General features: G+C 61.0%; 13 protein-coding genes, 1 tRNA gene and 1 rRNA gene. 8 read left to right on the top strand and 7 right to left on the bottom strand.

Translation table 11 applies throughout. The features are described from left to right. Nucleotides 1-275 precede the first annotated feature (275 nt). Nucleotides 276-1,802 carry a hypothetical protein gene (locus tag B1526_RS01040; protein ID WP_095614288.1) on the top strand — a complete coding sequence of 509 codons (1,527 nt, stop codon included), beginning with the start codon at nucleotides 276-278 and terminating at the stop codon, nucleotides 1,800-1,802. 48 nt (nucleotides 1,803-1,850) lie between these two features. Here B1526_RS01040 and B1526_RS01035 read toward each other — a convergent pair whose 3' ends face one another. Beyond that, on the bottom strand, nucleotides 1,851-2,906 hold the full coding sequence (locus tag B1526_RS01035) for a GmrSD restriction endonuclease domain-containing protein (protein ID WP_095614287.1): 1,056 nt from the start codon (nucleotides 2,904-2,906) through the stop codon (nucleotides 1,851-1,853). Between the two features lie 304 nt (nucleotides 2,907-3,210). On the opposite strand from B1526_RS01035, the gene B1526_RS01030 reads away from it, so the two are divergent. Next, the gene (locus tag B1526_RS01030; protein ID WP_235606971.1) at nucleotides 3,211-5,496 is read left to right on the top strand and encodes a glycosyltransferase; all 2,286 of its coding nucleotides are present in this window, start codon (nucleotides 3,211-3,213) and stop codon (nucleotides 5,494-5,496) included. A gap of 137 nt (nucleotides 5,497-5,633) precedes the next feature. Here the strand turns inward: B1526_RS01030 and B1526_RS01025 are convergent. Next, a tRNA-Ser gene (locus B1526_RS01025) sits at nucleotides 5,634-5,718 on the bottom strand. 158 nt (nucleotides 5,719-5,876) lie between these two features. On the opposite strand from B1526_RS01025, the gene B1526_RS01020 reads away from it, so the two are divergent. From B1526_RS01020 to B1526_RS01010, 3 genes are read left to right on the top strand one after another with little or no spacing between them, the layout of a single operon-like run. Beyond that, nucleotides 5,877-7,748 carry a glycosyltransferase family protein gene (locus B1526_RS01020; protein WP_095614286.1) on the top strand — a complete coding sequence of 624 codons (1,872 nt, stop codon included), beginning with the start codon at nucleotides 5,877-5,879 and terminating at the stop codon, nucleotides 7,746-7,748. Nucleotides 7,749-7,793: 45 nt separating this feature from the next. Next, entirely contained in the window at nucleotides 7,794-8,648 is an 855-nt protein-coding gene (locus B1526_RS01015; RefSeq protein WP_407640977.1) for an ABC transporter permease, read from the top strand. After that, nucleotides 8,648-9,994, top strand: a complete 1,347-nt coding sequence (locus B1526_RS01010; RefSeq protein WP_095614284.1) for an ABC transporter ATP-binding protein — start codon at nucleotides 8,648-8,650, stop codon at nucleotides 9,992-9,994. The genes B1526_RS01015 and B1526_RS01010 overlap by 1 nt, the downstream gene beginning before the upstream one ends. A gap of 64 nt (nucleotides 9,995-10,058) precedes the next feature. Here the strand turns inward: B1526_RS01010 and B1526_RS01005 are convergent, their stop codons facing one another. The 3 genes from B1526_RS01005 to B1526_RS09245 form a co-directional block, all read right to left on the bottom strand. Continuing rightward, entirely contained in the window at nucleotides 10,059-12,131 is a 2,073-nt protein-coding gene (locus B1526_RS01005; RefSeq protein WP_407640978.1) for a glycosyltransferase, read from the bottom strand. Between the two features lie 15 nt (nucleotides 12,132-12,146). Further along, on the bottom strand, nucleotides 12,147-14,138 hold the full coding sequence (locus tag B1526_RS01000; RefSeq protein ID WP_235606970.1) for an LTA synthase family protein: 1,992 nt from the start codon (nucleotides 14,136-14,138) through the stop codon (nucleotides 12,147-12,149). A gap of 105 nt (nucleotides 14,139-14,243) precedes the next feature. Continuing rightward, nucleotides 14,244-14,534, bottom strand: a complete 291-nt coding sequence (locus B1526_RS09245; RefSeq protein ID WP_235606969.1) for a hypothetical protein — start codon at nucleotides 14,532-14,534, stop codon at nucleotides 14,244-14,246. Nucleotides 14,535-14,750: 216 nt separating this feature from the next. Between B1526_RS09245 and B1526_RS00995 the strand changes: the two genes are divergently transcribed. Beyond that, a complete protein-coding gene (locus B1526_RS00995; RefSeq protein ID WP_095614282.1) occupies nucleotides 14,751-15,734 on the top strand; it encodes a glycosyltransferase in 984 nt (327 codons plus the stop codon). A gap of 22 nt (nucleotides 15,735-15,756) precedes the next feature. Here the strand turns inward: B1526_RS00995 and B1526_RS00990 are convergent, their stop codons facing one another. Continuing rightward, entirely contained in the window at nucleotides 15,757-16,803 is a 1,047-nt protein-coding gene (locus B1526_RS00990) for a glycosyltransferase (protein ID WP_164470450.1), read from the bottom strand. A 240-nt stretch (nucleotides 16,804-17,043) separates the two neighbouring features. Here B1526_RS00990 and glf point away from each other — a divergent pair, with 240 nt between their 5' ends. Continuing rightward, nucleotides 17,044-18,231, top strand: coding sequence for a UDP-galactopyranose mutase (glf, locus tag B1526_RS00985; protein WP_095614280.1), 1,188 nt, complete (start codon nucleotides 17,044-17,046; stop codon nucleotides 18,229-18,231). 109 nt (nucleotides 18,232-18,340) lie between these two features. Here the strand turns inward: glf and B1526_RS00980 are convergent, their stop codons facing one another. Continuing rightward, entirely contained in the window at nucleotides 18,341-20,221 is a 1,881-nt protein-coding gene (locus tag B1526_RS00980) for a sialate O-acetylesterase (protein WP_157908663.1), read from the bottom strand. Nucleotides 20,222-21,001: 780 nt separating this feature from the next. Between B1526_RS00980 and B1526_RS00975 the strand changes: the two genes are divergently transcribed. Further along, nucleotides 21,002-21,440: ribosomal RNA gene (locus tag B1526_RS00975) — 16S ribosomal RNA — on the top strand; the annotation flags it as partial.

Raw genomic sequence — 21,440 nt, 5'->3', positions numbered from 1 at the left:
GCAGGCGGCCGCGCACGTTCACTACCGTTGATTGTATCTAGCAAGGCCGCCTGAACGTGGGCTGAATGGGCGCGGCTTCGCGTTCGGTGAGCGCTCCGTCCGCATTTCCACATTCGCGACGTCGATTGTGGATGACACACCCTCTTTCCACTTATCCACATCTTTTTCGTGCGCGCTCGCGCACACCGCCTGTGCCATGCCATCGTGGACTTCAGGCCGCCGGCGACCGACGCCGGTGTGGACGTGCCGCGGTGTGCGCGGCGGTAAGGAGCATCATGCGCGATATCTTCACCTTCGATTCCGAGTCGTTCCTCATATCTCTTGCCGAGCTGCGCGCGCGGTTCGAGCAGGTCGTCGCGGCGTCGGCGTTGTCGTTCGACGGCATCGACGATGACGCCGCCAATCCGATCCAATATCCGGAACACGCCGCCGACGATGTGGTCGGTGTCGCGGAAGGCGTCCAGCAGGAGGCTACCGGCGCGGATGGGGGACTTCCCTCCGGGCGGCGCGGTGAAATGCAGGAGCGCATGCGCAATTGTGAGGGGAAGGTCGATGCGCGCATCCTCGCATTGTCGGCCGAATTGTTCGCGGGAACCTGCTGGGCGTCGCTCATCGGTGTCGCGTCGCTTGGTTTTGACGGCGCGCTCGTCGAATCGGCACGCAATTTCATGATGCGCACTGCGATGTGTGTGCAGCAGCAAGGGCTCGCCGTATGGCTGCATGGGCTCATCGCCGACGCGTCGTCGGCGCACATCCTCGGCAAGGTGAGCCCGCTCATGCCGGCGACGATCCGCCCGATGAGCCGCATCCAGATGCAGCGGTGGATGGGAGGCGGCCCCGAACGCACATGTGGCACGAAACGCCAACGGCTTGAGGATATCGACGAATACCGCAAGCAGACGCACCGCCTTGCCGCCTACAGCCTGCTGCGATGGGGGTCGCCCGTCGATGTGTGCAACCGCATCGCCTCGCTCATGCTGTCCGACCCGCCATACGGCATAAGCCTGCTGCGGGAGGACCCGAACCTGCGCCTGCAGGGCGTTGCGCCTGATGTGCGCGTCGACCGTGCGCTCGCGTACATCCGGCATCTGCGCGTGCAGGGCGATATGTACTATGGGCGCGCCATGCAACGGCATTGGGACATGCCGGAGCTTGACGGCAACAACCATACCGAGGTCACCGAGGCGATGGACCGCCGGTACCTGTACGACGTCGGCAGGCTCATCGCGTCCTACCGCGCGCTGTGGGACCGCGACGTGCCGAAGGCCGACGCGATCCTCGAAGAGGTCATGCAAACGCATGAGTATCCGCGGATGAAACTGTGGGAGAACCCGGTGTACCTGCGCGACATCGCGCGCTCGCTCGTCGGCGCGTCACTCGCGGCCGACATCGTCGAAGGATTCGAGGCCCGCGACGTGCAACGCTTCGAAGCCGGCGTCGCACGGCTGCGCACCGTCGCGCGCATGGTCGAATCGATGACGCTCCTGCTCATGCCGATCGCGTTGTCCGATGCCCATGAGCCGAAGTGGTCGCAACTCAATCGTGGCGGATACCGCGCGCGTACGAAGGCGTGGCGCCGTTATTGCGATGTCGGTGCCGACCTCGCGCTCATCGTGCTCAACCGCATCGACCGCGGCGACGAACAATACCGCGCCACGGCCGCCGCCGCACTCATGCAGCTTGACGTGCAACGGTACTGCGAAATGACGATCCCGTTGTTCCAGCCGCCGAAGCCAATAGAGACGGATGCGACCGTGCAGGAACGCGTCGACGCAGACGAACGGGTGGGCGTCGTCGCCTGACAACACCCACCCGTTCGCCTGCACACGGCGCACGCGGCCGTCAACCGGTCATTCGCACGCGATGCCGTCGCCGTCGCGGTCGAGCCTCGGCGCATAGCCCGGGTCGCCCCGGTGCAGCGGCGCCTTGCCCGCGGCGCGCACGGCCGTGCAGTTCTTGTAAGAGACGTTTGCGTCCTGCTGTGTCTCCTGCTGCTGTGGCTGCGCCGTCGGCTCGGTCGCCGGTGCCTGCGTCTGCGCCGGTTCAGGCGCGGCCTCCTGCGTCGGAGCCGCCTGCTGCTGTACCTCGACAGGGGAGACGACACCACCATCCGTCGGCACCTGCTGCGTCGGGCAGCTCGCGAGCACATTCGCCATCGCATCATGCTCGGCTTGCGTCACCCACAGCGCATACTTCTGCTTGACGCCGATCTGGCGTGCGACGTATTCGCAACGGAACCCCTTGTTCGCCGGCAGCCACGTGGCCGCGTCGCCATCGCTCTTCTGCTGGTTCGCCGGGCCATCGACGGCGAGCAGATTGTACGGGTCGTTCGCGAATTGCGTGCGCGTCTGTTCGCTCAACTGTTGCGCGCCCGTCTGCCACGCGTTGCTCAATGCGACGACATGGTCGATCTGCACGGCGGTGCTCGTATCCTGCCCGCGCGTGAAATCGATGCGCGTCGCCGTATACGGGTCGTTGAGGACACCGCTCGCGACAACGCAGTCATGCGTGTTCGCCTTATAGGTCTTGTCGGCCAGGTCGCGGTTGAGGATGTCATTGCGCGTATCGCAGCCGTTGTGGTCGACATCGCTCCACGCGGCGCCGAACTGGTCACGCGCATAGCCGGTCTTCGGTGCGCGCCCTTTGACCGGCAGCTTGCCAAGCGCGTCGAGCGCCGAACCGGCCTCGACGGCCTTCGTCGCGTCATCGGACGTCTCAGGAGGCACGGACGGCTTGTCATCGGCCGAACCGTCATCCGAGACAGCCTGCTGGCTCTGCGACGATGAACTCGGTGCCGACGGGGCGTCTGTGGACGGCGCGCCGCCCATCGCGGAGCACGCGCCCAGCGAAAGCAGCAGCCCTGCGCTCGCGAGGATGGCGATCGTCTGACGTAGTGCGTTGGGCATGGATGAATCGTTGTCCTCTCTCATCTCATATTGATTCATATCGATGGCATCGTGCGGCCGGACGGAACCCGGTATCCGAGCCTGCATGCCACCACACCATTGCCGTGGTGTGATTGTTCATGTGCATCATTGTAGTGGCCAGGGAGGCATGTGATGCGTGATTGTCCGCGTCCATCGGCATTCGGCCCTCCGGCGTCCGCTGATGCCCGGCCCCTGGATCGCCCCGGCGCTGACGCCGTGTTCTCCCGCTTTGAATACACTGGGATCGCAGCATACACGTTCCATTCGAGTTGATGAGGAATGCATGAAACAAAATGCCAATAGCGTCCTTGGCCCCCTGCCGCGCACTTCGCGCGACGGGACGCCTGCGGACAAGAACGACGATGAATCGACCCCCCGTCGCAAGCGGCAATGCGGCGCCCGTTCGAAAAGCCTATGGATTGCCATCATCATCGGCATCGTGATGGTGGCGATGTGCGAGATAGGCTTTTTCAATCTGGGCCATTGGCGTACCGTGGGACTGCAGCATGCGACGGTCGGGGAGTCGCAACTCGGTGAGGGGCTCGCATCGCTCGGCGGTGGCCGCTACCGCATCACCGACCCGGAGGAGGCGACGATAACCGTCCCGGTTTCGGATAACGGCAAGCCGGTCGATGTTGAGAGCCTTCGCATCGTCGTCGGCGATACCGAAACGCCGGGCGCGAGCACGAGGGCCTCCGTTCAGCTGAAGACCACAACGGACAACACCGCGACGCGTGACGCATGGGTGGATGGCCGTGACAGCGACGGCGGCTGGATGGATGGGCGCCACATATTCACCTACAGTGGGGACCCGGCCGATCAGTACTATCTCATCGGCAAAAAACTACAGACATATGAATCCACCGAAGTGCGCATAACGTTCCTGGAAGACGAGGATTCCGTAGTCAGCTTCGAACGTCTGGAAGTGAATCCCACGATCCCGTTCAGGATCAATCCGCTGCGGCTGGCGTTCGAACTCGTCGTCGCCGCGTTCTTTGTGCTGTTCCGTCCCACATCCTCGATCTACCGCGCCCAAGTGGATCTGCATAGTGTCCGGCAGCGAATCGCGCTCGCTGTGTATGTCATCGGATTGAGCGCGATTGCCGTGCTCGTCACCCGCATCGGCGGGACCATCCAAGGCGGCTTCCATGGCGCATTCCGCCACATCATCGATCCGAACCAATACCAGCATTTGGCCGATGCGCTGCTCCACGGGCATGCGTGGCTTGACCTCCCTGTCGATCCCAGCCTGTCGACGATGGACAATCCATATAATTACTTCGAGCGTTTGCACCTCGCCCAGCAAGGACACCAATACTATTGGGATTATGCGTTCCATGGCGGAAAGTATTACTGCTATTTCGGCGTGGTGCCGGCGTTGTTCACATTCGTGCCATACCAGCTTGTCACCGGGGCATGGATGCCGACGTGGTATTCGATTGCGTTGAGCAGTGTGTTGGCGATCGTGTTCGGCGCGCTCCTTGTGCGGCGCATCGCCCACGATTACTTCCCACGCGCCTCGCTTGGCATCGTGTGGCTCGTGACGATTGGTTTCAGCTTCGGTACATGCATCTTCACCTACTGCTTCAGCAGCACGTTCTATAACGTGCCTATGGCGTGCGCGTTGGCGCTTGTGCTCATGGGATTGTGGTTCTGGCAGATTTCGAAGCGTGAAGACGGCTCGGTCAATGGATGGTATGTCGCGGCGGGATCGCTTTGCATGGCGCTGCTCTTGGGCACCCGTCCGCAATTCATCCTCGCTTGGGTGCTCGCGTTCCCCTTGTTCTGGCCGCAAATCACGAAATATCGAACATTGTTCTCCAAAAGAGGTGTTTGCTCGACAATATGCGCATTGGTACCGTTTATTGTTGTGTCGATTCCGTTGATGTATTACAATTATATTCGTTTTGGTTCATGGACGGATTTCGGCGCATACTACAATCTGACCGTATACGATCTCAGCTCGCGTAACGCGTCGAAATACACGCTGCTGCCCGCGTTGTTCACCCAACTGTTCCAGCCGCCGAGCACGACGTCCGAATTCCCCTTCCTGACGACAACCGATACCGTGCTTGCCGGCCCGAACGAACCATCGACCGGCGGGTATTTCGCGGCCTTCCCGATCGCGCTCATGGCGTTGCTGTTCATCCTCGTCCGTCAACAACTGCGCAAGCGCCATGTGTGGGGCATGTCCATTATGCTCATGGTCCTTGCCTTCATCGCCGTCTTGTTCGATACCTACAAGAGCGGGACGTCGATGCGATATTACGGGGATTTCGGTTATCTCGTGATGTTGTGCATGGTGTTCGTCGCATTGTCGTTCGCCGACGCCGCGCAAGAGGCGCCTGGTCTGGCTCCGGATGGGTCCGCTTTCGCGTCCGTTTCGCCTGGACCATACCGCACGTTGGGGTTCCGCACATTGCAGACGGTATTGGTGACGCTTGTCGTGCTCACCGCCGTGATGACGCTCGTCGGGCTCCTCGTGCCCGGGCGTTTCGACAGCTGGGCGTCCATGCATCCGCGTCCCTACAATGCGATTCGCAGTTGGTTCATAGGTCTGACGGCTTGATTCGGCGTCAATGACGTCCGGCCCGTATGCCTGTCCGTCCCCTTGCGACCCAAGCCGGGGGGCGGACAGGCCTCCTTGCGGCAGGGGCGTCAAATAAAAAAATAGGAATCGATGAACACGATTCCTATTCCGGTGAGCGGAGGATGCGAGATTCGAACTCGCGAGGCTGTTACACCAACACGCTTTCCAAGCGTGCGCCATAGGCCACTAGGCGAATCCTCCATTGTGCATATGCAACTTAAGTAGGATATACCACGCTTTTTCCTGGCGCAACGTCGGCGTGTCGCCTATGCCGAAGGCGGGGCGTTCAGGCTCCCTAATATGATTCGTACTACCGTATTGAACCGTAGCTGATGGTGCCCCATGTGTAAGGTGGTCGTATGTCTTCGTTTACATTCGCTAACATCCTGCTCGAATCGAATCCGCGTTCGGAGAACTATCCGGGCTTGTATTGTCGTGCGGACAAGGCCGTGTCCTTGAATCCGCAGGATGGGTTCTGGATGCTTACCGGGGCGGGGACCTTCGATTTCACCACATATTTCAATGCGCTTTCGGTCATGAAGCTGCTCAGGTACACGACGGCGAAGGGTTTCCGTCTCCATATCGAGCTCCGTGGCGCCGCGTGCACGGTCGTCCAGACGGTCACGGACCAGTTCTCGAAGGAGCCCGTCCCGGTGCCCGAGACCTCGAAGCGGCTTGAGGAATCCGACCGTTGGACGGGCGTGGACATCGATTTCCGGGTGGACGCCGGCACCGTGCTCGCGGGGTTCATCATCGAGACCGAAGGTGCCGTTGAGGTCCGCAATGGGCGTTATGAGTTCGATTTGGAAAACGATCCCAATGATGTCGAGCTTGTCCTGGCCACGACGACCTTCAAGAAGGAGTCGTTCGTCGCCGCCAACATCGATCTCGTGCGTCGGGGCATCGTCGAATCGGACGAGGACGTCTCCAAACACTTCCATATGTATGTGATGGACAATGGTCGCACATTGGACAAGGCGGCGCTGGATTCCGACCGCATCACGATCGTCCCCGAAGGCAATGTGGGCGGCGCCGGCGGCTTCACGCGTGGCATGATCATCGCGCTCGAACAGGAGCCCCCGGCGACCCATGTGATCCTGATGGATGATGATGTGTCTGTTTCGCCGGAGAGCATCAAGCGCACGTACAATCTGCTGCGCATCCTCAAACCCGAGCATGCGTATTCGATGATCTCGGGGGCGATGCTGAATTACCGCATCGGCGAGGAACAATGCGAGGACCTTGGGTCCATGGGGCCAAGGGGCGAATTCCAGCCCTGCAAACCTCCGTTGCGCATGTCGATTCTCGACGACATCATCTACAACGAGATGTTCGAGCCGACGGAGGACATGCACCGGGCCCTCTATGCCGGCTGGTGGTATTGCTGCATCCCGACGGCGATGATTCGCGAGAACGGCCTGCCGTTGCCTGTGTTCGTGCGCAGCGACGACACGGAATATGGTTGGCGGTGCCATTCCGAGTTCATCACGATGAACAGCCTGTGCGTCTGGCATATGCCGTTCCAGGAGAAGTACGACGCCGCGGTCGAACGGTACCAGACCACGCGTAACCCACTCATCTCCCAATTCACGACGGGTTTTGCCCCAGGGAGTGATTTCATCTATGCGATGTTCAACAAGCTCCGGTTGGAACTGAAGAAGTTCGGATATGCGAATGCGGAATTGGTGCTCGATGGTTTTGAGGACTTCCTGAAAGGGCCGCGTTTCATCGGGCAGAAAGGTGTCGCGGAGCGCACGTTCCTTGCGGCCAATGCACACAAGGAAAAGCTCATGACATTCGAGGAGCTGCAGCGTGCCGCGGACAAGGACCCCGCGCTCCAGGGCTTTGATATCCGTAAGATCGACCGTCAATTCATCGAAGAGGATTACGAGCGTACCTATCCACAGCGTTTGGTTGATTATGTCACTGACAATGGTCAGCGCTATTTCAAGACGAGTGGGGAAGGCTATGCGGTCATTCCGCTTATGGGATGGGTGTATCCCGCTGGCGCCATCCGCGGCAAACAGAAGCTCATCGCGCTGGATTGGTATGCGCGGAAAGGCGCGATCCGGACGAAGGATGTCGAACGGTACCACGCCATACGCAAACGCTATCTGCGCGACATGCGCTATTATCGTGCGCATGCCAAGCGGCTGCATGCCGAGTATGCGGCTGCGCGTGGACGGTTCACGTCCATCGAGTTCTGGAAGGACTACCTTGATATGCAATGATGCTTCGGGTGTGAAGCCTGTCGCTTCATGGGTTGTTGGCCGAATATGGCGAGGAAGGTGCGAGTGCATACACTGGTGAGACGGTTCAAGGACCGTTACGGATACGCAATGACCGTGCTGCGCGGGCTCGTGAAGACCGATTTCAAGATGCGGTACCAGGGATCGTTCCTTGGCGTCGCATGGTCGGTGTTGAAGCCTGTGCTGCTGTTCGTCGTCATGTACATCGTGTTCGCGAAGTTCCTGCGGTTGACCGATCGTACGCCGACCTATCCGGTCGTGCTGCTGCTCGGCATCTGCTCGTGGCAGTTTGTTTCGGAGACGATCGGCATAGGGCTGCGCTCGATTGTGGACCGTGGAGACCTGTTGCGCAAGGTCCATTTCCCGAATTACATCGTCGTCGTGTCGGCGTCCATAGGGTCTTTGATTTCGCTGGGAATCAATTATGCAGTGGTGTTTGTGTTCGCGCTTTTCCAGCATGTCGAATTCACATGGCGCGTGCTATGGCTGCCGTTGAATCTGCTCGAACTGTATATCATTTCCTTGTCCCTTGCGCTGCTGTTCGCTACATGTTATGTATATTTCCGTGATATAGCACATATATGGGAAGTGTTCTCTCAAATTATATTTTATGCCATGCCGATTATGTATCCATTGTCATATGTCATTGACAAAGGTGGCGTATATGCAAGTCTGGCCAAACTCGAATTGCTGAATCCCATTGCGCAAACGATTCAGGACATACGGCATAATCTCATCGCCCCTGCGACACAACCGACGGTTTGGAATACCTTCGATTCATGGTGGGAGAAGGCCATGCCGTTCGCCCTTGTGCTATGCGTGGCCTGCCTCAGTGTCTATGTCTTCCGTCGGAACAGCAAGAGATTTGCGGAGGTGATGTGATGAGTGATGCGATGCCGGGCGACGCCGTCACCATCGACAATTACGAAGAACAACCGGTCGTGCTCGATGTCGACCATGTGGACAAATGGTTCAAGCTCCCCACCGAACAGTCCACTGGCCTCAAACAGGCTTTCATCAATTGGACGAAAGGCATCAAAGGATACAAGAGGCAGCATGTGCTGCGCGATGTGTCCTTCCAGGTCCACCGTGGGGAGTTCTTCGGAATCGTCGGCCGCAATGGCGGTGGCAAATCCACGTTGCTGAAAATCATTTCGCAGATCTACTATCCGAACCGCGGTTCGGTGCATGTGGAAGGCAAACTCGTCCCGTTCATCGAACTCGGGGTAGGGTTCAACCCCGAGCTTACGGGGCGCGAGAACGTCTATCTGAACGGCGCCCTTCTTGGCTTCACCCATGACGAAGTCGACGCGATGTATGACGATATCGTCGAATTCGCGGAACTCGAGGAGTTCATGGACCAGAAGCTCAAGAACTATTCGAGCGGCATGCAGGTGCGGTTGGCGTTCTCCGTCGCGATCAAAGCGCAGGGCGACATCCTCGTCCTCGACGAGGTGCTCGCTGTCGGCGACGAGGCGTTCCAGCGCAAATGCGACGACTATTTCACAAGCATCCGGCAGGATCCGACGAAGACGGTGATTCTCGTCACCCATGATATGGGTGCGATCAAACGGTACTGCACGCGCGCCATGTTCATCCAGAATGGCGAGGTCGCCGCGATCGGCGATAAGGAAACGGTCGCGGAGCGCTATACGTTGGCCAATCTGGATATCATGCGTGAGGAGGAGGCTCGGAAAGCCGAGCGCCTCCAGCAGGAACGCAGCGAGGGGAAGGCCGTCTATCCCAATGGCTTGAATGCGCGATGCCCGGTGCTGCGCACCTATGCCATCTCCCCGCTCGTATTGACGAGTGATGAGAAGTTCTGTTTCGCTGTCGAATATGAATTCAATGAGAGTGATGATTTCTATTTGGCGATAGCGTTGCACGATATACGCCGAGGTGGGATCACCTTCGACACCGGTGCGCATAACGAGCGATTCCATATGACGGAACAAGGGCATCACACCGTGTATTTTGAGATGCCCCTCGATCTGTTCAACAATGGCGAATTCCGCCTGTTCACGTCACTGCGCACGCCGATTCCCGGCAATACCGACACGACGGACATGGTCGCGGTCGCGCTTGATGACAACGCCTGCACGTTCGCGATCCGAGATCCGCGCAATATGGATTATGCATTGATCAACACACGGGTCATGCAGATCGAGCCGATCACCGAGGAAGAGGCACTGGCCGTCGCGGCTCAGACGGCCGCAAATGAGGCCTGACGGCGCGGGCCACGACCGGGCATGTCGAATCCGTGGATACGGCCGCCCGGTCGCGGCGATGGAATCATTCGGATGGTTCGGGCTGGTCGTCGAAGATCGAGGCCCAGCAAGCCACGCTTGCGATGTCGGCGCCACGGTATTGGGTGGCAAGTTCGCCGAAGCGATGAAGGAAGACCCTCGCGAGGAACATGTTCCGCTTGAACAGCGTACGGAACAATCGGTCGTCGCGTCGGCACCATGCGACCGAGTCGCCGTCGGCGGAAGTGACCAATGCCGATGACTTCCCCCGGAAGGCGATCCACGTGGCCTCTTTCGCCGGGATCGCGATCTCGGGGCGCGTGTCCCCGCTGCCGTCGCCATTGCCGAGCAGCGTCCGCACAAGCGTGCGGATGCCGGTTGATTTGACTTCCTTCATCGGCCGGGGCGTGGCGGTCGCGGCGTATTGTGCGGCGGCCGCGGGGAAATCACCGATGTTCGGACGGGTCTCGGTGTCACTGAATCCCTCGCGCGCCTTGCGCACGTCGGCCAACTTCGTCGGCATGGAATCGAGGATGTACCGGGGGCCGCGCATCACATCACGGAGCGCGAGATGGTGCAGGTGCATGGCGGAGTAGACGAGGCGCAGCCCTATCGTGACATCGTTGTAGGCCATCTGGTAGAGGAGCTGCGGCGTGGGTTTCCCGGAGTGCAGCAGCGCGCAGATCCAACGGTTGCGGTTGTCGAAGTAATCCTCCCACGTGCGCTGGGGGTCTTTCGCATGCCATGCCTGGTGCCATACGGCGACACCCGGCAGGCTCACCGTCGTGTATCCGGCGTCCTGTGCCCGCAATCCGAACTCGATGTCATCATATTTGATGAACACCGGCAGGGAAAGCCCGATTTCACGCATGATGTGCGTGGGGATGAGGCACATCCACCAACCATTGAAATCCGAGTCGAACCGGCGGTGCAGATGCGGCTGGTCACGCAGCGGGAACTGCGCATAGTCCTGGTTGTACCGTTGGCCGACCGCGGGCAATGTGCGCATGTTGTTGCGGTTCACGATCTCGCTTTGCGCATATAGCACGGTGCGGTTGTCGAGATGGAACATGCCGCCGCCGACGATTGTCGGGTTCAGGCAGTAGTCGGCGAACTGCACGGCGCGGAGGATCGACTCCGGTTCGCTTATCGCATCGTCGTCGAGCAGCATCGTATAGGAGCTCGTGCCGGCTTTGAGTGTTTCGAACATGCCGCGCGAGAACCCACCGGAACCGCCGAGGTTCGCCTGCTGGATGTAGGTGAGTTGTGTGCCGAGCTCGGTGCAGGTGCCGGCGAAGCCCTCCTGGTCGCAGACACGGTCCGTGCCTTGGTCGGTGCAGTAGATCGTGTCGAGCCGTGCGCGGACGTTGGCGTCTGCGGCGATTGTGCGCAGCTGGCGCAGACAATACGCGGGCCGGTTGAATGTGGTGATCGCGATCGAGAATGATGTGGGTGCCGCCTGCGTGCGCGCCCGCACCGGCACGCTCCATGCGGCGTCGCGGATTCGTAGTTCGCAGGCGTCGTCGGCGTGGGCGTCGAACCAGAAGAAGCCGCCGTCGAGCAAATCAGTCATCGGCAGATCCACGCTGATGTGCGTGAAACCACGCGGGGAACGCACCGGTACGGCTTCGACCGCATGCAGCAGGCCACGCCCCGAGGACCGCATGAGCGTCACCATGCCGGAACCATGCGCCTGCGCGGTGAACCGCACCGTGTCCACGCCGGTCCACCGCCGCCAATACCCGGCGGGGAAGGCGTTGAAATAGGTGCAGAGCGAGACCGCATGGCCGGCATGCACACGAATCTCGGTGCGGCCGTCGATGGCGAACACCTCGGACCCCACGTTCGCTACGGGCCTCACGCTCGCGTTGATGAGCCGGGTCATATCCGAGGAGTTCATCGCAGAGAAGTCGATGCTGTAGCAATCGTCGAATGGGTCGATCTCGTCACGGTTCATACGGGGCTGTGTCCATTCGATCGCATAGAGCGGCAACGTCGCGCTGCGGTCTTCCATCGGGAACACGACGCGGTCGACGACCTCCCAGCCATCATCGGTCGGACGGGTTGGTTTCGCATCGCGGGCGGAGCGGCCCGGGTTCGGGGTATTCGACGATTTCATTGCCATACTCACATCCTACTGTTTCGGCACGTCCATGAAGCCCATGTCCATCAGGTAGTTCTTGCCGACGGACATGTCGTATTGCACAATCCTGTAATCCGCCAGCAACTGCTTGGCCTTGGCGGAAAGCGTCTTCGGGTCGACTGGCTTGCCTTGATCGTCGAGGTAGGTCGGCTCGCCTTTCGCGCTCCACACCCCGGCATTGATCGAACGGGACATGGCGGGTACTTCCTTGTGCAACTCGTCGAGCAACGCGAGGTAGGGCGAGACGCGGGCATCCATCTGCTCGGCGGCCTGCGTCATGAAATAGTTCGAGGACGAGAAGGCGGCGTTGGATTCGGGCAGTCTCGTGGTATGAGGGCTCGACGCCTTGTTCGACCATATGAAGTAATCGGTCTCATGGAGTGTGAGCGTATGCTCCTTATTGGCATTTGCGGCTTGGTAGATGCCGGGGAGATGGTCGCCGTAGAATACGACGGTGATGGGATGGTCGATTCCATCGAGTTGGGCGAGGAAATCAGCGGTTGCCTGATCGGTTCTCTGGACGCCCTTGGCGTAGTTGTCGTCGATTCCCATTTCGTTCGGGGTGACGTCGACCGATTCATTCACCGCATGGAATTCGTTCGCCTCACCATAGATGTCGGGGTAGGGCGCATGGTTCTGCATCGTGATGAGCTGTATGTATTGCGAGGGTTTGCCTTCCTTGACGTGCGACGTCACTTCGTCGATCACGTTGCGGTAGGCTTCCTCGTCGGACACATAATCCGTATTGCCGTTCGGTCCCACGTATTGCTTCCCGTATTTGATTTTCGGATCGCTGTCGAGCGTGTACAGATGGGAGAAACCGAATTTCTTGTAGTTGACCCCGCGCAGGTAGAAGCTTTGCTGGTATGGGTGGAAGCCCACGGAGCAGTTTGTCGAATAGCCGTCGCCGCAATCGGCGTTCCAGATCTGGTTGAACGAATAGAACTCCGGGCGCGTGGCGACAAGCTGCTGGTAGGGCGAAAGCATCGTGTCGCTGAAATTCACGAGGCTCAGACCGGTCATCTGCTGGAACTCGATGTTGGCCGTGCCCCCGCCGTACCCCGGCGACAGCATGAGGCCGCTTGTCGTCGTGCTCTTGAGCGCGCGGATATTCGGCATCGGATCGATGCCGAAATGGACGTTCGGCACACGGTTCGGGTCGGAGAAACTCTCCGACAGCACCATGATGATCGTGCTGTCCGTCATATTCGTAGAGCGCCCGGCGTTGATCTTGGCTGCGGCCTTCTTGTAGCGGGCCTCGATCTGCCGCATCCTTGCGTTGCTGTAGTCCGGCTCATCGTCCATCGCCTTGACGCGTGTGAGGCTCAGGAATGTCGTGAGGGCGCCGTTATGGGCCGCGTCTTCCTTGACATCCCAAAGACGCGGATCATAGCCGATCTGCTTGAGCGTCTTGCGCATCTCCGATTCCGGACTTGAAAGGACGGCCGCGTATCCCATGATGAGGGAGATGCTCACAATCGGTGCGAGCATGCGGCAAACGAGGCCGATGATGTTCTGGGGACGAGCGATTGGGTGACGCCAAGAGCAGTGGATGAAGGCGCTGCGTCTGTCGAGCAACTGCATCACGAAACAGACGACGACGAACCAGACAAGCATCGTGACCGCTGCGTCGACGAGGGGTTGGGAATCCTCATTGATGAACGATGTCACCTCGCCGGCTCCTCCGCCACCGGTGAGGAAACCGAGGTCCGAAGGGATGACCGGCTCGTTGCGCATCGCCAGTTTGATTTTCGTGGCGACCGCGAAAATCATCGCGATCGTCCCGAATACGGCGGTGCCGATCCAGAACCGGTTGATGACCGTCACACAGACGAGATAAATCAGCGCCAACGCGATCATTGTGAGATAACACGATCCATTCGAGAGCGAATGGTAGGCGGGGTCGGCCACCTGCTGGTACAGGTTGGCGCGTTGTTCCGGATCGTATTGCAGGTTGTCCTGCACGCTCCACCACAGGAACATCGTCGCGATGATGATGAGCGCAGCGGCGACGACGGTGTAGAAGCCGTATGAGCATTTCGGACGCTTGTCCCATATCCGGTAGAACTTCGTGTCGGTGAAGCGCCGTCACAGCCTCGTGATCGGGCTGCGCGGCCGACGCCGTCCGTCGGGATGCACGGCATCGGCGTCGCGTTCGGTGTTCTGCCCTCCTTGTTCGCCATCGGGCGAGGGCCCCATCGCACTTGATGCAACGGTCTCCTCCGCCATGTGCTGTTGCCGTGGTTCCACCGGTGCGCTCGTCGAGACCGCGGCTGAAACGTTCGCCGGATGTGGCGATTCCGGTTGCGGCGGGAGCTGGACAGACGCGGGCAAGGCATTGCCATCCGTCATGGAAACAAGATGCTCACGGTATTTCATGCGAACCGCCATGCGATGTCGTTTCGCCTGACGGATGCGTTGTGCGCGTGTGCGCGGTGCATGCTGCTCCCGTTTGGCCCTCATTCCCCACCTCTGACTTCTTGATGGTTGTACAACGGCAATGTTCTATTGTCGTGCCCCACCACGACCATGCGTCGCCGAATGTGCGATGGTGGCCAAGGATTCCGCGTTGCGCGGCCAATCTATACTGAGCGTATGCAGTATTCAGTGACCGCCGTCGTCGTCTCATACAACCGCGCGCAATTGCTTGGCGAATGCCTGCGCGCGCTCGCGGACCAGAAACGCACACCCGACCGCATCGTCGTCATCGACAACGCGAGCGAGGACGACGCGTTGTCTGTCGCGCGCGAGTTTGCCGCGAACTGTGCGATACCGACGCGCATCGTCGCGCTCCCGCACAACGTCGGCGGCGCGGGCGGCTTCTGCGCGGGCATCGCTCTCGCCGTGCACGACGCGCCCGCAGTGCCGGGAACGGTCGACTATCTGTGGCTCATGGATGACGACACGGTGCCGACGCCGAACGCGCTCAGCGGACTGCTGCGCGCGGCCGACGCGTGCGTGCGCGCGAACGGCTGCCTGCCGACCGTCCTCGGTTCGAAGGCGCTGTGGATCGACGGACGCGAACATCTGATGAACAAACCACGCCCGCGCGCGGCGCTCGCGAAAGGCGCGCGCACGACCGACGACGGCGCATACCAGGTGCGTTCGTTGTCCTTCGTCTCATGTCTCATCAATGTCGGCGCGGTGCGCGGGCGTCACCGGCTGCCGGTGAGCGCGTTCTTCCTGTGGAACGACGATTTCGAATACACGACCGCGCTGCTGCGCGACGGCATCGGCTACTATGTGCCGTCGAGCGAAGTCATCCACAAGACGAAACGATTCGGGTCGTCCGACGCCGACCCCGGCGTGCGGTTCTACAACGAGGTCCGCAACAAGATCTGGATGTGGCGGTTCCACCGCGACGATTTCACGGCGGTCGGCGCATGCGCGTTCGTTGCGAAGACAACGCGGCGTTGGATCCTCACCCTGCTGCGCACAAGCGACCGCGCGACGATCATGCAGTGTCTGCGCGACGGATGGCGCGACGGATGGCATACGGCCCCGGAATCGAACGCGGCGATATTCGCGCGCATCGATCCGCGGCTTGTGCCGCTCATCGACGACATCGAGCGAGGCTGAGCGCGGACGACGCACGTTCAGCTCAGCGCGCGTCGTCCGCGCCGCTTGGCGTGTGTGCGCCGTCCGTATCGCCGGCCGCGCGCGTCGCGCAATGCCTGCCGAGGTGCGGCGGCTCGGGCGGCGTCGGCGTCGCCCCGATCTCGGTGTTGTGACGCGACGTGAGCGTGCGGTACGCGCGCTGGCGTAGCGACGTGGGGATGATGCGGTAGACGGCGCGCAGACAGACATTGCGTACGAACTGCCACGGCGACGTGAAGCCGTCGCGCACGAAGCGCCATTGCAGCCTCAGTTCGTCGCGGAACATCTCCTTGCCGCCACGGCGTTCGTAGGCGGCATCGTTCGTGCGGTACAGCACAAGCGGCTGCGGCACGTTGAGGAACTGCGCGTGGCGCAGCATCATGCGCTCCCACAGCATGTAATCCTCGAACCTGCCGGAATCCTCGGGATAGCCGCCCGCGTCGAGCACGGCGGATTTGCGGTAGACGACGCTCGGATGGTGCACCGGCGACTGCATGCGCGCGTACCGCTCCAGGTCATCGCCTTCGGCGGGCAGGATGCGGATCTGCCCGGGTTCGTCCTCGTCGCCGCTGAATTCGCGGATCGCGCTGCCCATGACGTCGATCGGACGTCGTGACTCCGTCTTCGTATGCGCGGCGTTCGAGCGATGGACGAATTGGGGGAGGATCGTCGAGAACCGGTTCGGCAATGACACATCATCGCAGTCGCAGCGCGCGACGATATCGTACGTGCAATGCGCAAGGCCGACATTGAGCGCATGCGCGAGCCCATGGTTCTCGTCGAATTCGACGATCGTCACATCGGGGACCGGTTCGTTCGGATGCTCCGCCGTGAACCACACGGACATCGTCGACGGTAACGTGTCGAGATAGCGTTGCACATCATCGGACACGGGACCGTCGCGCACGATGACGACCTGTGAGGGCGGCAGGACCTGCTCGATCGTGCTCGATTGGACGGAACGCTCCACTTCGCGCAACGAATTGCCCCCGTACACCGCCATGAGCAGTGAGAAAGGGGGCAGCGTATCCCTGCGTTCTGTGTGTTGCATGCCACCTATCGTAAACCACGGCGGCGCCGGAGGCCGTTTCGTACACCGCGAACAGTGCGCGGCGCAGTGCTCCGCCGCACGTTGCGCACATGTGCGCACGTGTGCACACCGCATCCTAAGCTGGTGCCGAACGCCGCGTCCGATGGGTGCGGCGCGCAGCGGCGCACACCGCTGCCAACGCATACCGATACCGACGACAGGTCGGTATGTTCGAACGGGACGTTTTTCGGAAGGACACCTATGACCTCGAACGAACAGCAGACGACGCCCGACCTCGTGATCGTCGGCGCCGGCATCTTCGGCCTGACGATCGCACAGCAGGCCGTCGAGCACCTCGGCGCACATGTGACGATCATCGACGTGCGCGACCATATCGGCGGCAACGCCTACTCGTATATCGATCCGGAGACGGGCGCGGAGATCCACAAGTACGGCGCGCACCTGTTCCACACGTCGAACGCGCGCGTCTGGGAGTACGTGAACCGGTTTACACAGTTCACCGACTATGTGCACCGCGTGTACGCGACGCACAACGGCGAGGTCTATCCGCTGCCGATCAACCTCGGCACGATCAACCAGTTCTTCCACGCGAACTACACGCCCGCGCAGGCGAAGGCGCTCATCGAGGAACAGGCGGGCGAACTCGCGGGGACCGATCCGGCGAACCTCAACGACCAAGGCATCTCGCTCATCGGGCGTCCACTGTACGAGGCGTTCATCAAGAACTACACGGCGAAGCAGTGGCAGACCGACGCGAGCGAACTGCCGGCGAGCATCATCAAGCGCCTGCCGGTGCGGTTCACGTACAACAACCGCTACTTCAAGGACACGTGGGAGGGCCTGCCGGCGGACGGCTACACGGCGTGGCTTGAGCGGATGATCGACGATCCGCGCATCACCGTCAAACTCGGGACCGATTTCTTCGACGAGACGCAGCCGCTCAACAAGAAGGCGCTTCAGGAAGCGGGGGTGCCGATCGTCTACACCGGCCCCGTCGACCGCTATTTCGACTACGACCTCGGCGAGCTCAAATGGCGCACCGTCGACTTCAAGGAAGTGCGCTACGACGAAGGCGACCATTTCGGTTGCGCGGTCATGAATTTCTCCGACGCCGACGTCCCGTACACGCGCGCGATCGAATTCAAGAACTTCAATCCGGAACGCGCGGCCGAGCAGAACCCCGACCGCACCGTCGTGTGGGAGGAGTTCTCCCGTTTCGCCGACCGCGACGACGAACCGTATTACCCGATCAATACCGACGAGGACAAGGCGCTCTACGCGCGGTACAAGGAGAAGGCCGCCGCGGAGCCGAAGGTCGTCTTCGGCGGGCGCCTCGGCACCTACGCGTACTACGACATGGACCAGGTGTTCAACCAGGCGCTCATCTCGTTCGAAAAGGAAGTCGCACCGCTCCTCAAACAACGCTGAGTAGCGGCGTTCCATGGTTTTCCGTGGTGTATCTGAACGGCTGTCGGCCTGACAGGACAGATTCTGTCAGGCCGACAGCCGTTTGTGTATGTGTACGTCAATGTGTACGTCAGCGTGTCACGTCGATCTCGAACGGACTCGCTGGAAGGTCACCGTTGTACAGCAGGCGTTGCTCTTGGGGATCGTTCTCATAGAGGTAGCGGACGGAACGGATCTCGTCGACGTCGTCCGACGTGAGGACGACGGTGTCGCCGTCGATCGCCGCTTTCGCGGGGACGAACGCACCGTCCGCACCCGCGACCTCGAAGCCTTCGAGCGCTTTGCTCGTCGTCGTCGAGATATCGTCGATGTCCGCGGTCGTCTTGCGGTTCGGCACGCGCACGCCGAGCGCGTCGGCTGTGCCTTTCGCGAACGTGAGACGGACGGAGGACGTGGACTTCTTCGTGGATTCCGAAGTTGGTTTCGACGTGACCGTCGTCGCCTCCTCGATGATCGGTCCGTTCGGCACCGTCTGCCCCTGCCGCATCGCAAGCCATTGCGCGGCCATGCGCGCGCCGAGCACGTCCTTGCCGAGCGGATGGATGACCGCGTCGGTGCCCTTGTCGGTGTCGATCGACACGGTCATGCCGATGTTGTCCGCGTTGTTGAGTTGCGGACTCTTGAGCACGTCGAGCTGCTGCTCGCGGATGCCACGAAAATCGTCGTCCGTCACGAAGCGCGCGAGCTGCACGTAGAGGAACGGCAGGTCATCGTCATCGAAATCGGCACGGTATTGGTTGATGAGACGCACCATCTGCTGTGTGTAGATGCGTACCGTATTCGCACCGCGCGCGTCGTCGCACCCCTGGTACCACAACATCCCCGCGAGGCGCACGCCGCGCAGTGGTTTGATATGGCTCGCGTAGATGTCACCATCGACTTCGTGTCTTGCGATCGCGGTGCCACTCCATGCCGTCTGCACGATGCCGACGGGAATCGTCGGATCGGACTCACGCACATGCTGTGCGAACGATTGCGCGAGGAAACTCAACGCGTTTGTGCTCTCGGTGTCGGTCGCGGTGAGCCAACGTTGGTCGGTGTCGTACAGTGCCGGGAAATCGACGTCGCCCGCTGTGCGCCCGGCGACGGTGAAGCGCACGTCCGCGTCGGTGATCGGCGCGGGAAGGTCGCGCATCGTGAACCGCCCCTTGGTGTTGCTGTACTGTGCGTCCGCGTTGCCGTAGTACTGCGTGATGTTGAGCTCCATGTTCGACTGCCCGGACGCGAGGAAGACATCCCCGAACACGACGTTCGCGAGGACACGCACCGGCGTCGACGACATGCGGAACTCGACGACGTGCGGCGTCGGCGACCCCGGCGTCGGCGTGAAGGTCGCGGTGAACGCACCGTCGTCGTCGACGTGCATCTTCGCGTCCTTGACACCTTCGTCGGAGACCATGCGCACGTTGAACGCACGCAGTGTTTGGCGGGGGGAGGGTGTGGATGTGGTTGTGTCTGTTGTGGCGGCTGCGTCCGTCGTGGGGACGTGGACGGTGCCGCGGATCGTAATCGGCACGTCGCGCTGGAGCACCATGTTGCTTGCGTAATACTTCGAGAGCGTGACCGTCGTGGCGGCGAACTGCGGCGCCTGCGTTGTGGCGGTTGTGTGGGGATATGGGGATTGCCGGGAATGTGAGTGGGCCGCCGCAATCGCGATCGCGGCGGCGATGATCGCGATGGTCGCCACAAGCGCGATGAGGGTGGAGCGAAGCCACGCGCGCCTGCCGTGTGGTGCCGCCGTGTCCGGCACTGGCGTGCCGGCGTTGGGAATCTCATCGGGTTCCGGACCTGCGGCCGAGGTGGGTGCGTGGCTGGCCATCGGTTCGGGTGCAGGCTCAGATGCCGGTCCGGATTCCGGATCAGGCATCGGGTCGTCGGAGACGTCGGGATGCGCCGGATGCCGCTTGGAATTGGCTGGATTGGAAGGATGTTCTGGATGTGCCGTAGTCATGCGTTCATCGTCTCGCAGACTTGTGACTTCATCGCATGGAATCTCATACGGCGAAGGGGGCGTGTGGTGGCGCATAGGGCGCGGGGAGCGTGTGGCACGGTTGGCCCAATCGCTGTGCGATGCCGCCGCAAGCGGCGGGGCTGGCCGTGGTGGGCCTGCTTGCGTCGTGCGTTCCCGCGTGTTGCGGTGTCGCTCGTCGGCTGGACGGTGTCGATGTCGCGCGTTGTAGCGAGATGCGGCACCGCGGGACGCGGGGGGGGGCAAGTACCGTCGCGCGTTCCCTCCCAGTGCGGTGTCGCTGGTCGCGGAGGGGCTTCTGGTGTCGTGTGTTGTTGTGGGTTGTGGTGTTGTGGGTGTTGTTGGGTGGTTGGGGTGGTGTGTGGGTGGTGTTCGACATGCCGGGGGTGGTGTTGTGTTTGTTGGGTTTTGGGGGTGTGGGGTGGGGTGGCGACACGCCGGTGGGTTGCGTGGGTGGTGGGGGTTGGTGTAGGTTTTCTTCTTGCTGCCGCTCACGGCTTGCCGGGTTGTCCTGGTGGGTTTGGTGGGTGTGTGTGGTGGTTTGAGAACTCAATAGTGTGTACTGTACTACTTCATCATGCGACCATGTTGTTGGTTGTGTGGTGGTCTTTTGATTGCCAGTCCGATGCCCGCCCGTGTGGTACCCGAGGGGGTTTGATGGGTGTCGGGGTTTTTGTGTGACCGTCCTTCCTTATTGGATGGTCCGTCTGATTTCTTTTGGAAATTTGTTGAGTCATCTGTTGGATGTCTTCATGAAGGTTTTTTGTGGAGGGTTCGATTCTGGCTCAGGATGAACGCTGGCGGCGTGCTTAACACATGCAAGTCGAACGGGATCCCTGGCAGCTTGCTGCCGGGGTGAGAGTGGCGAACGGGTGAGTAATGCGTGACCAACCTGCCCCATGCACCGGAATAGCTCCTGGAAACGGGTGGTAATGCCGGATGTGCCGCACCTACCGCATGGTGGTGTGGGAAATGCTTTTGCGGCGTGGGATGGGGTCGCGTCCTATCAGCTTGTTGGTGGGGTGATGGCCTACCAAGGCGTTGACGGGTAGCCGGCCTGAGAGGGTGACCGGCCACATTGGGACTGAGATACGGCCCAGACTCCTACGGGAGGCAGCAGTGGGGAATATTGCACAATGGGCGCAAGCCTGATGCAGCGACGCCGCGTGCGGGATGGAGGCCTTCGGGTTGTAAACCGCTT

This window comes from Bifidobacterium criceti, assembly GCF_002286935.1.
GTDB lineage: Bacteria > Actinomycetota > Actinomycetes > Actinomycetales > Bifidobacteriaceae > Bifidobacterium > Bifidobacterium criceti.
This window is presented reverse-complemented; position numbering and strand designations above follow the sequence as displayed.

Excerpts from the sequence above, each read along its gene's own strand:
- B1526_RS01040 (WP_095614288.1), top strand. The coding sequence starts at position 276 with ATGCGCGATATCTTCACCTTCGATTCCGAGTCGTTCCTCATATCTCTT.
- B1526_RS01035 (WP_095614287.1), bottom strand. The coding sequence starts at position 2,906 with ATGCCCAACGCACTACGTCAGACGATCGCCATCCTCGCGAGCGCAGGG.
- B1526_RS01030 (WP_235606971.1), top strand. The coding sequence starts at position 3,211 with ATGAAACAAAATGCCAATAGCGTCCTTGGCCCCCTGCCGCGCACTTCG.
- B1526_RS01020 (WP_095614286.1), top strand. The coding sequence starts at position 5,877 with ATGTCTTCGTTTACATTCGCTAACATCCTGCTCGAATCGAATCCGCGT.
- B1526_RS01015 (WP_407640977.1), top strand. The coding sequence starts at position 7,794 with ATGGCGAGGAAGGTGCGAGTGCATACACTGGTGAGACGGTTCAAGGAC.
- B1526_RS01010 (WP_095614284.1), top strand. The coding sequence starts at position 8,648 with ATGAGTGATGCGATGCCGGGCGACGCCGTCACCATCGACAATTACGAA.
- B1526_RS01005 (WP_407640978.1), bottom strand. The coding sequence starts at position 12,131 with ATGAAATCGTCGAATACCCCGAACCCGGGCCGCTCCGCCCGCGATGCG.
- B1526_RS01000 (WP_235606970.1), bottom strand. The coding sequence starts at position 14,138 with ATGTTCCTGTGGTGGAGCGTGCAGGACAACCTGCAATACGATCCGGAA.
- B1526_RS09245 (WP_235606969.1), bottom strand. The coding sequence starts at position 14,534 with ATGAAATACCGTGAGCATCTTGTTTCCATGACGGATGGCAATGCCTTG.
- B1526_RS00995 (WP_095614282.1), top strand. The coding sequence starts at position 14,751 with ATGCAGTATTCAGTGACCGCCGTCGTCGTCTCATACAACCGCGCGCAA.
- B1526_RS00990 (WP_164470450.1), bottom strand. The coding sequence starts at position 16,803 with ATGCAACACACAGAACGCAGGGATACGCTGCCCCCTTTCTCACTGCTC.
- glf (WP_095614280.1), top strand. The coding sequence starts at position 17,044 with ATGACCTCGAACGAACAGCAGACGACGCCCGACCTCGTGATCGTCGGC.
- B1526_RS00980 (WP_157908663.1), bottom strand. The coding sequence starts at position 20,221 with ATGACTACGGCACATCCAGAACATCCTTCCAATCCAGCCAATTCCAAG.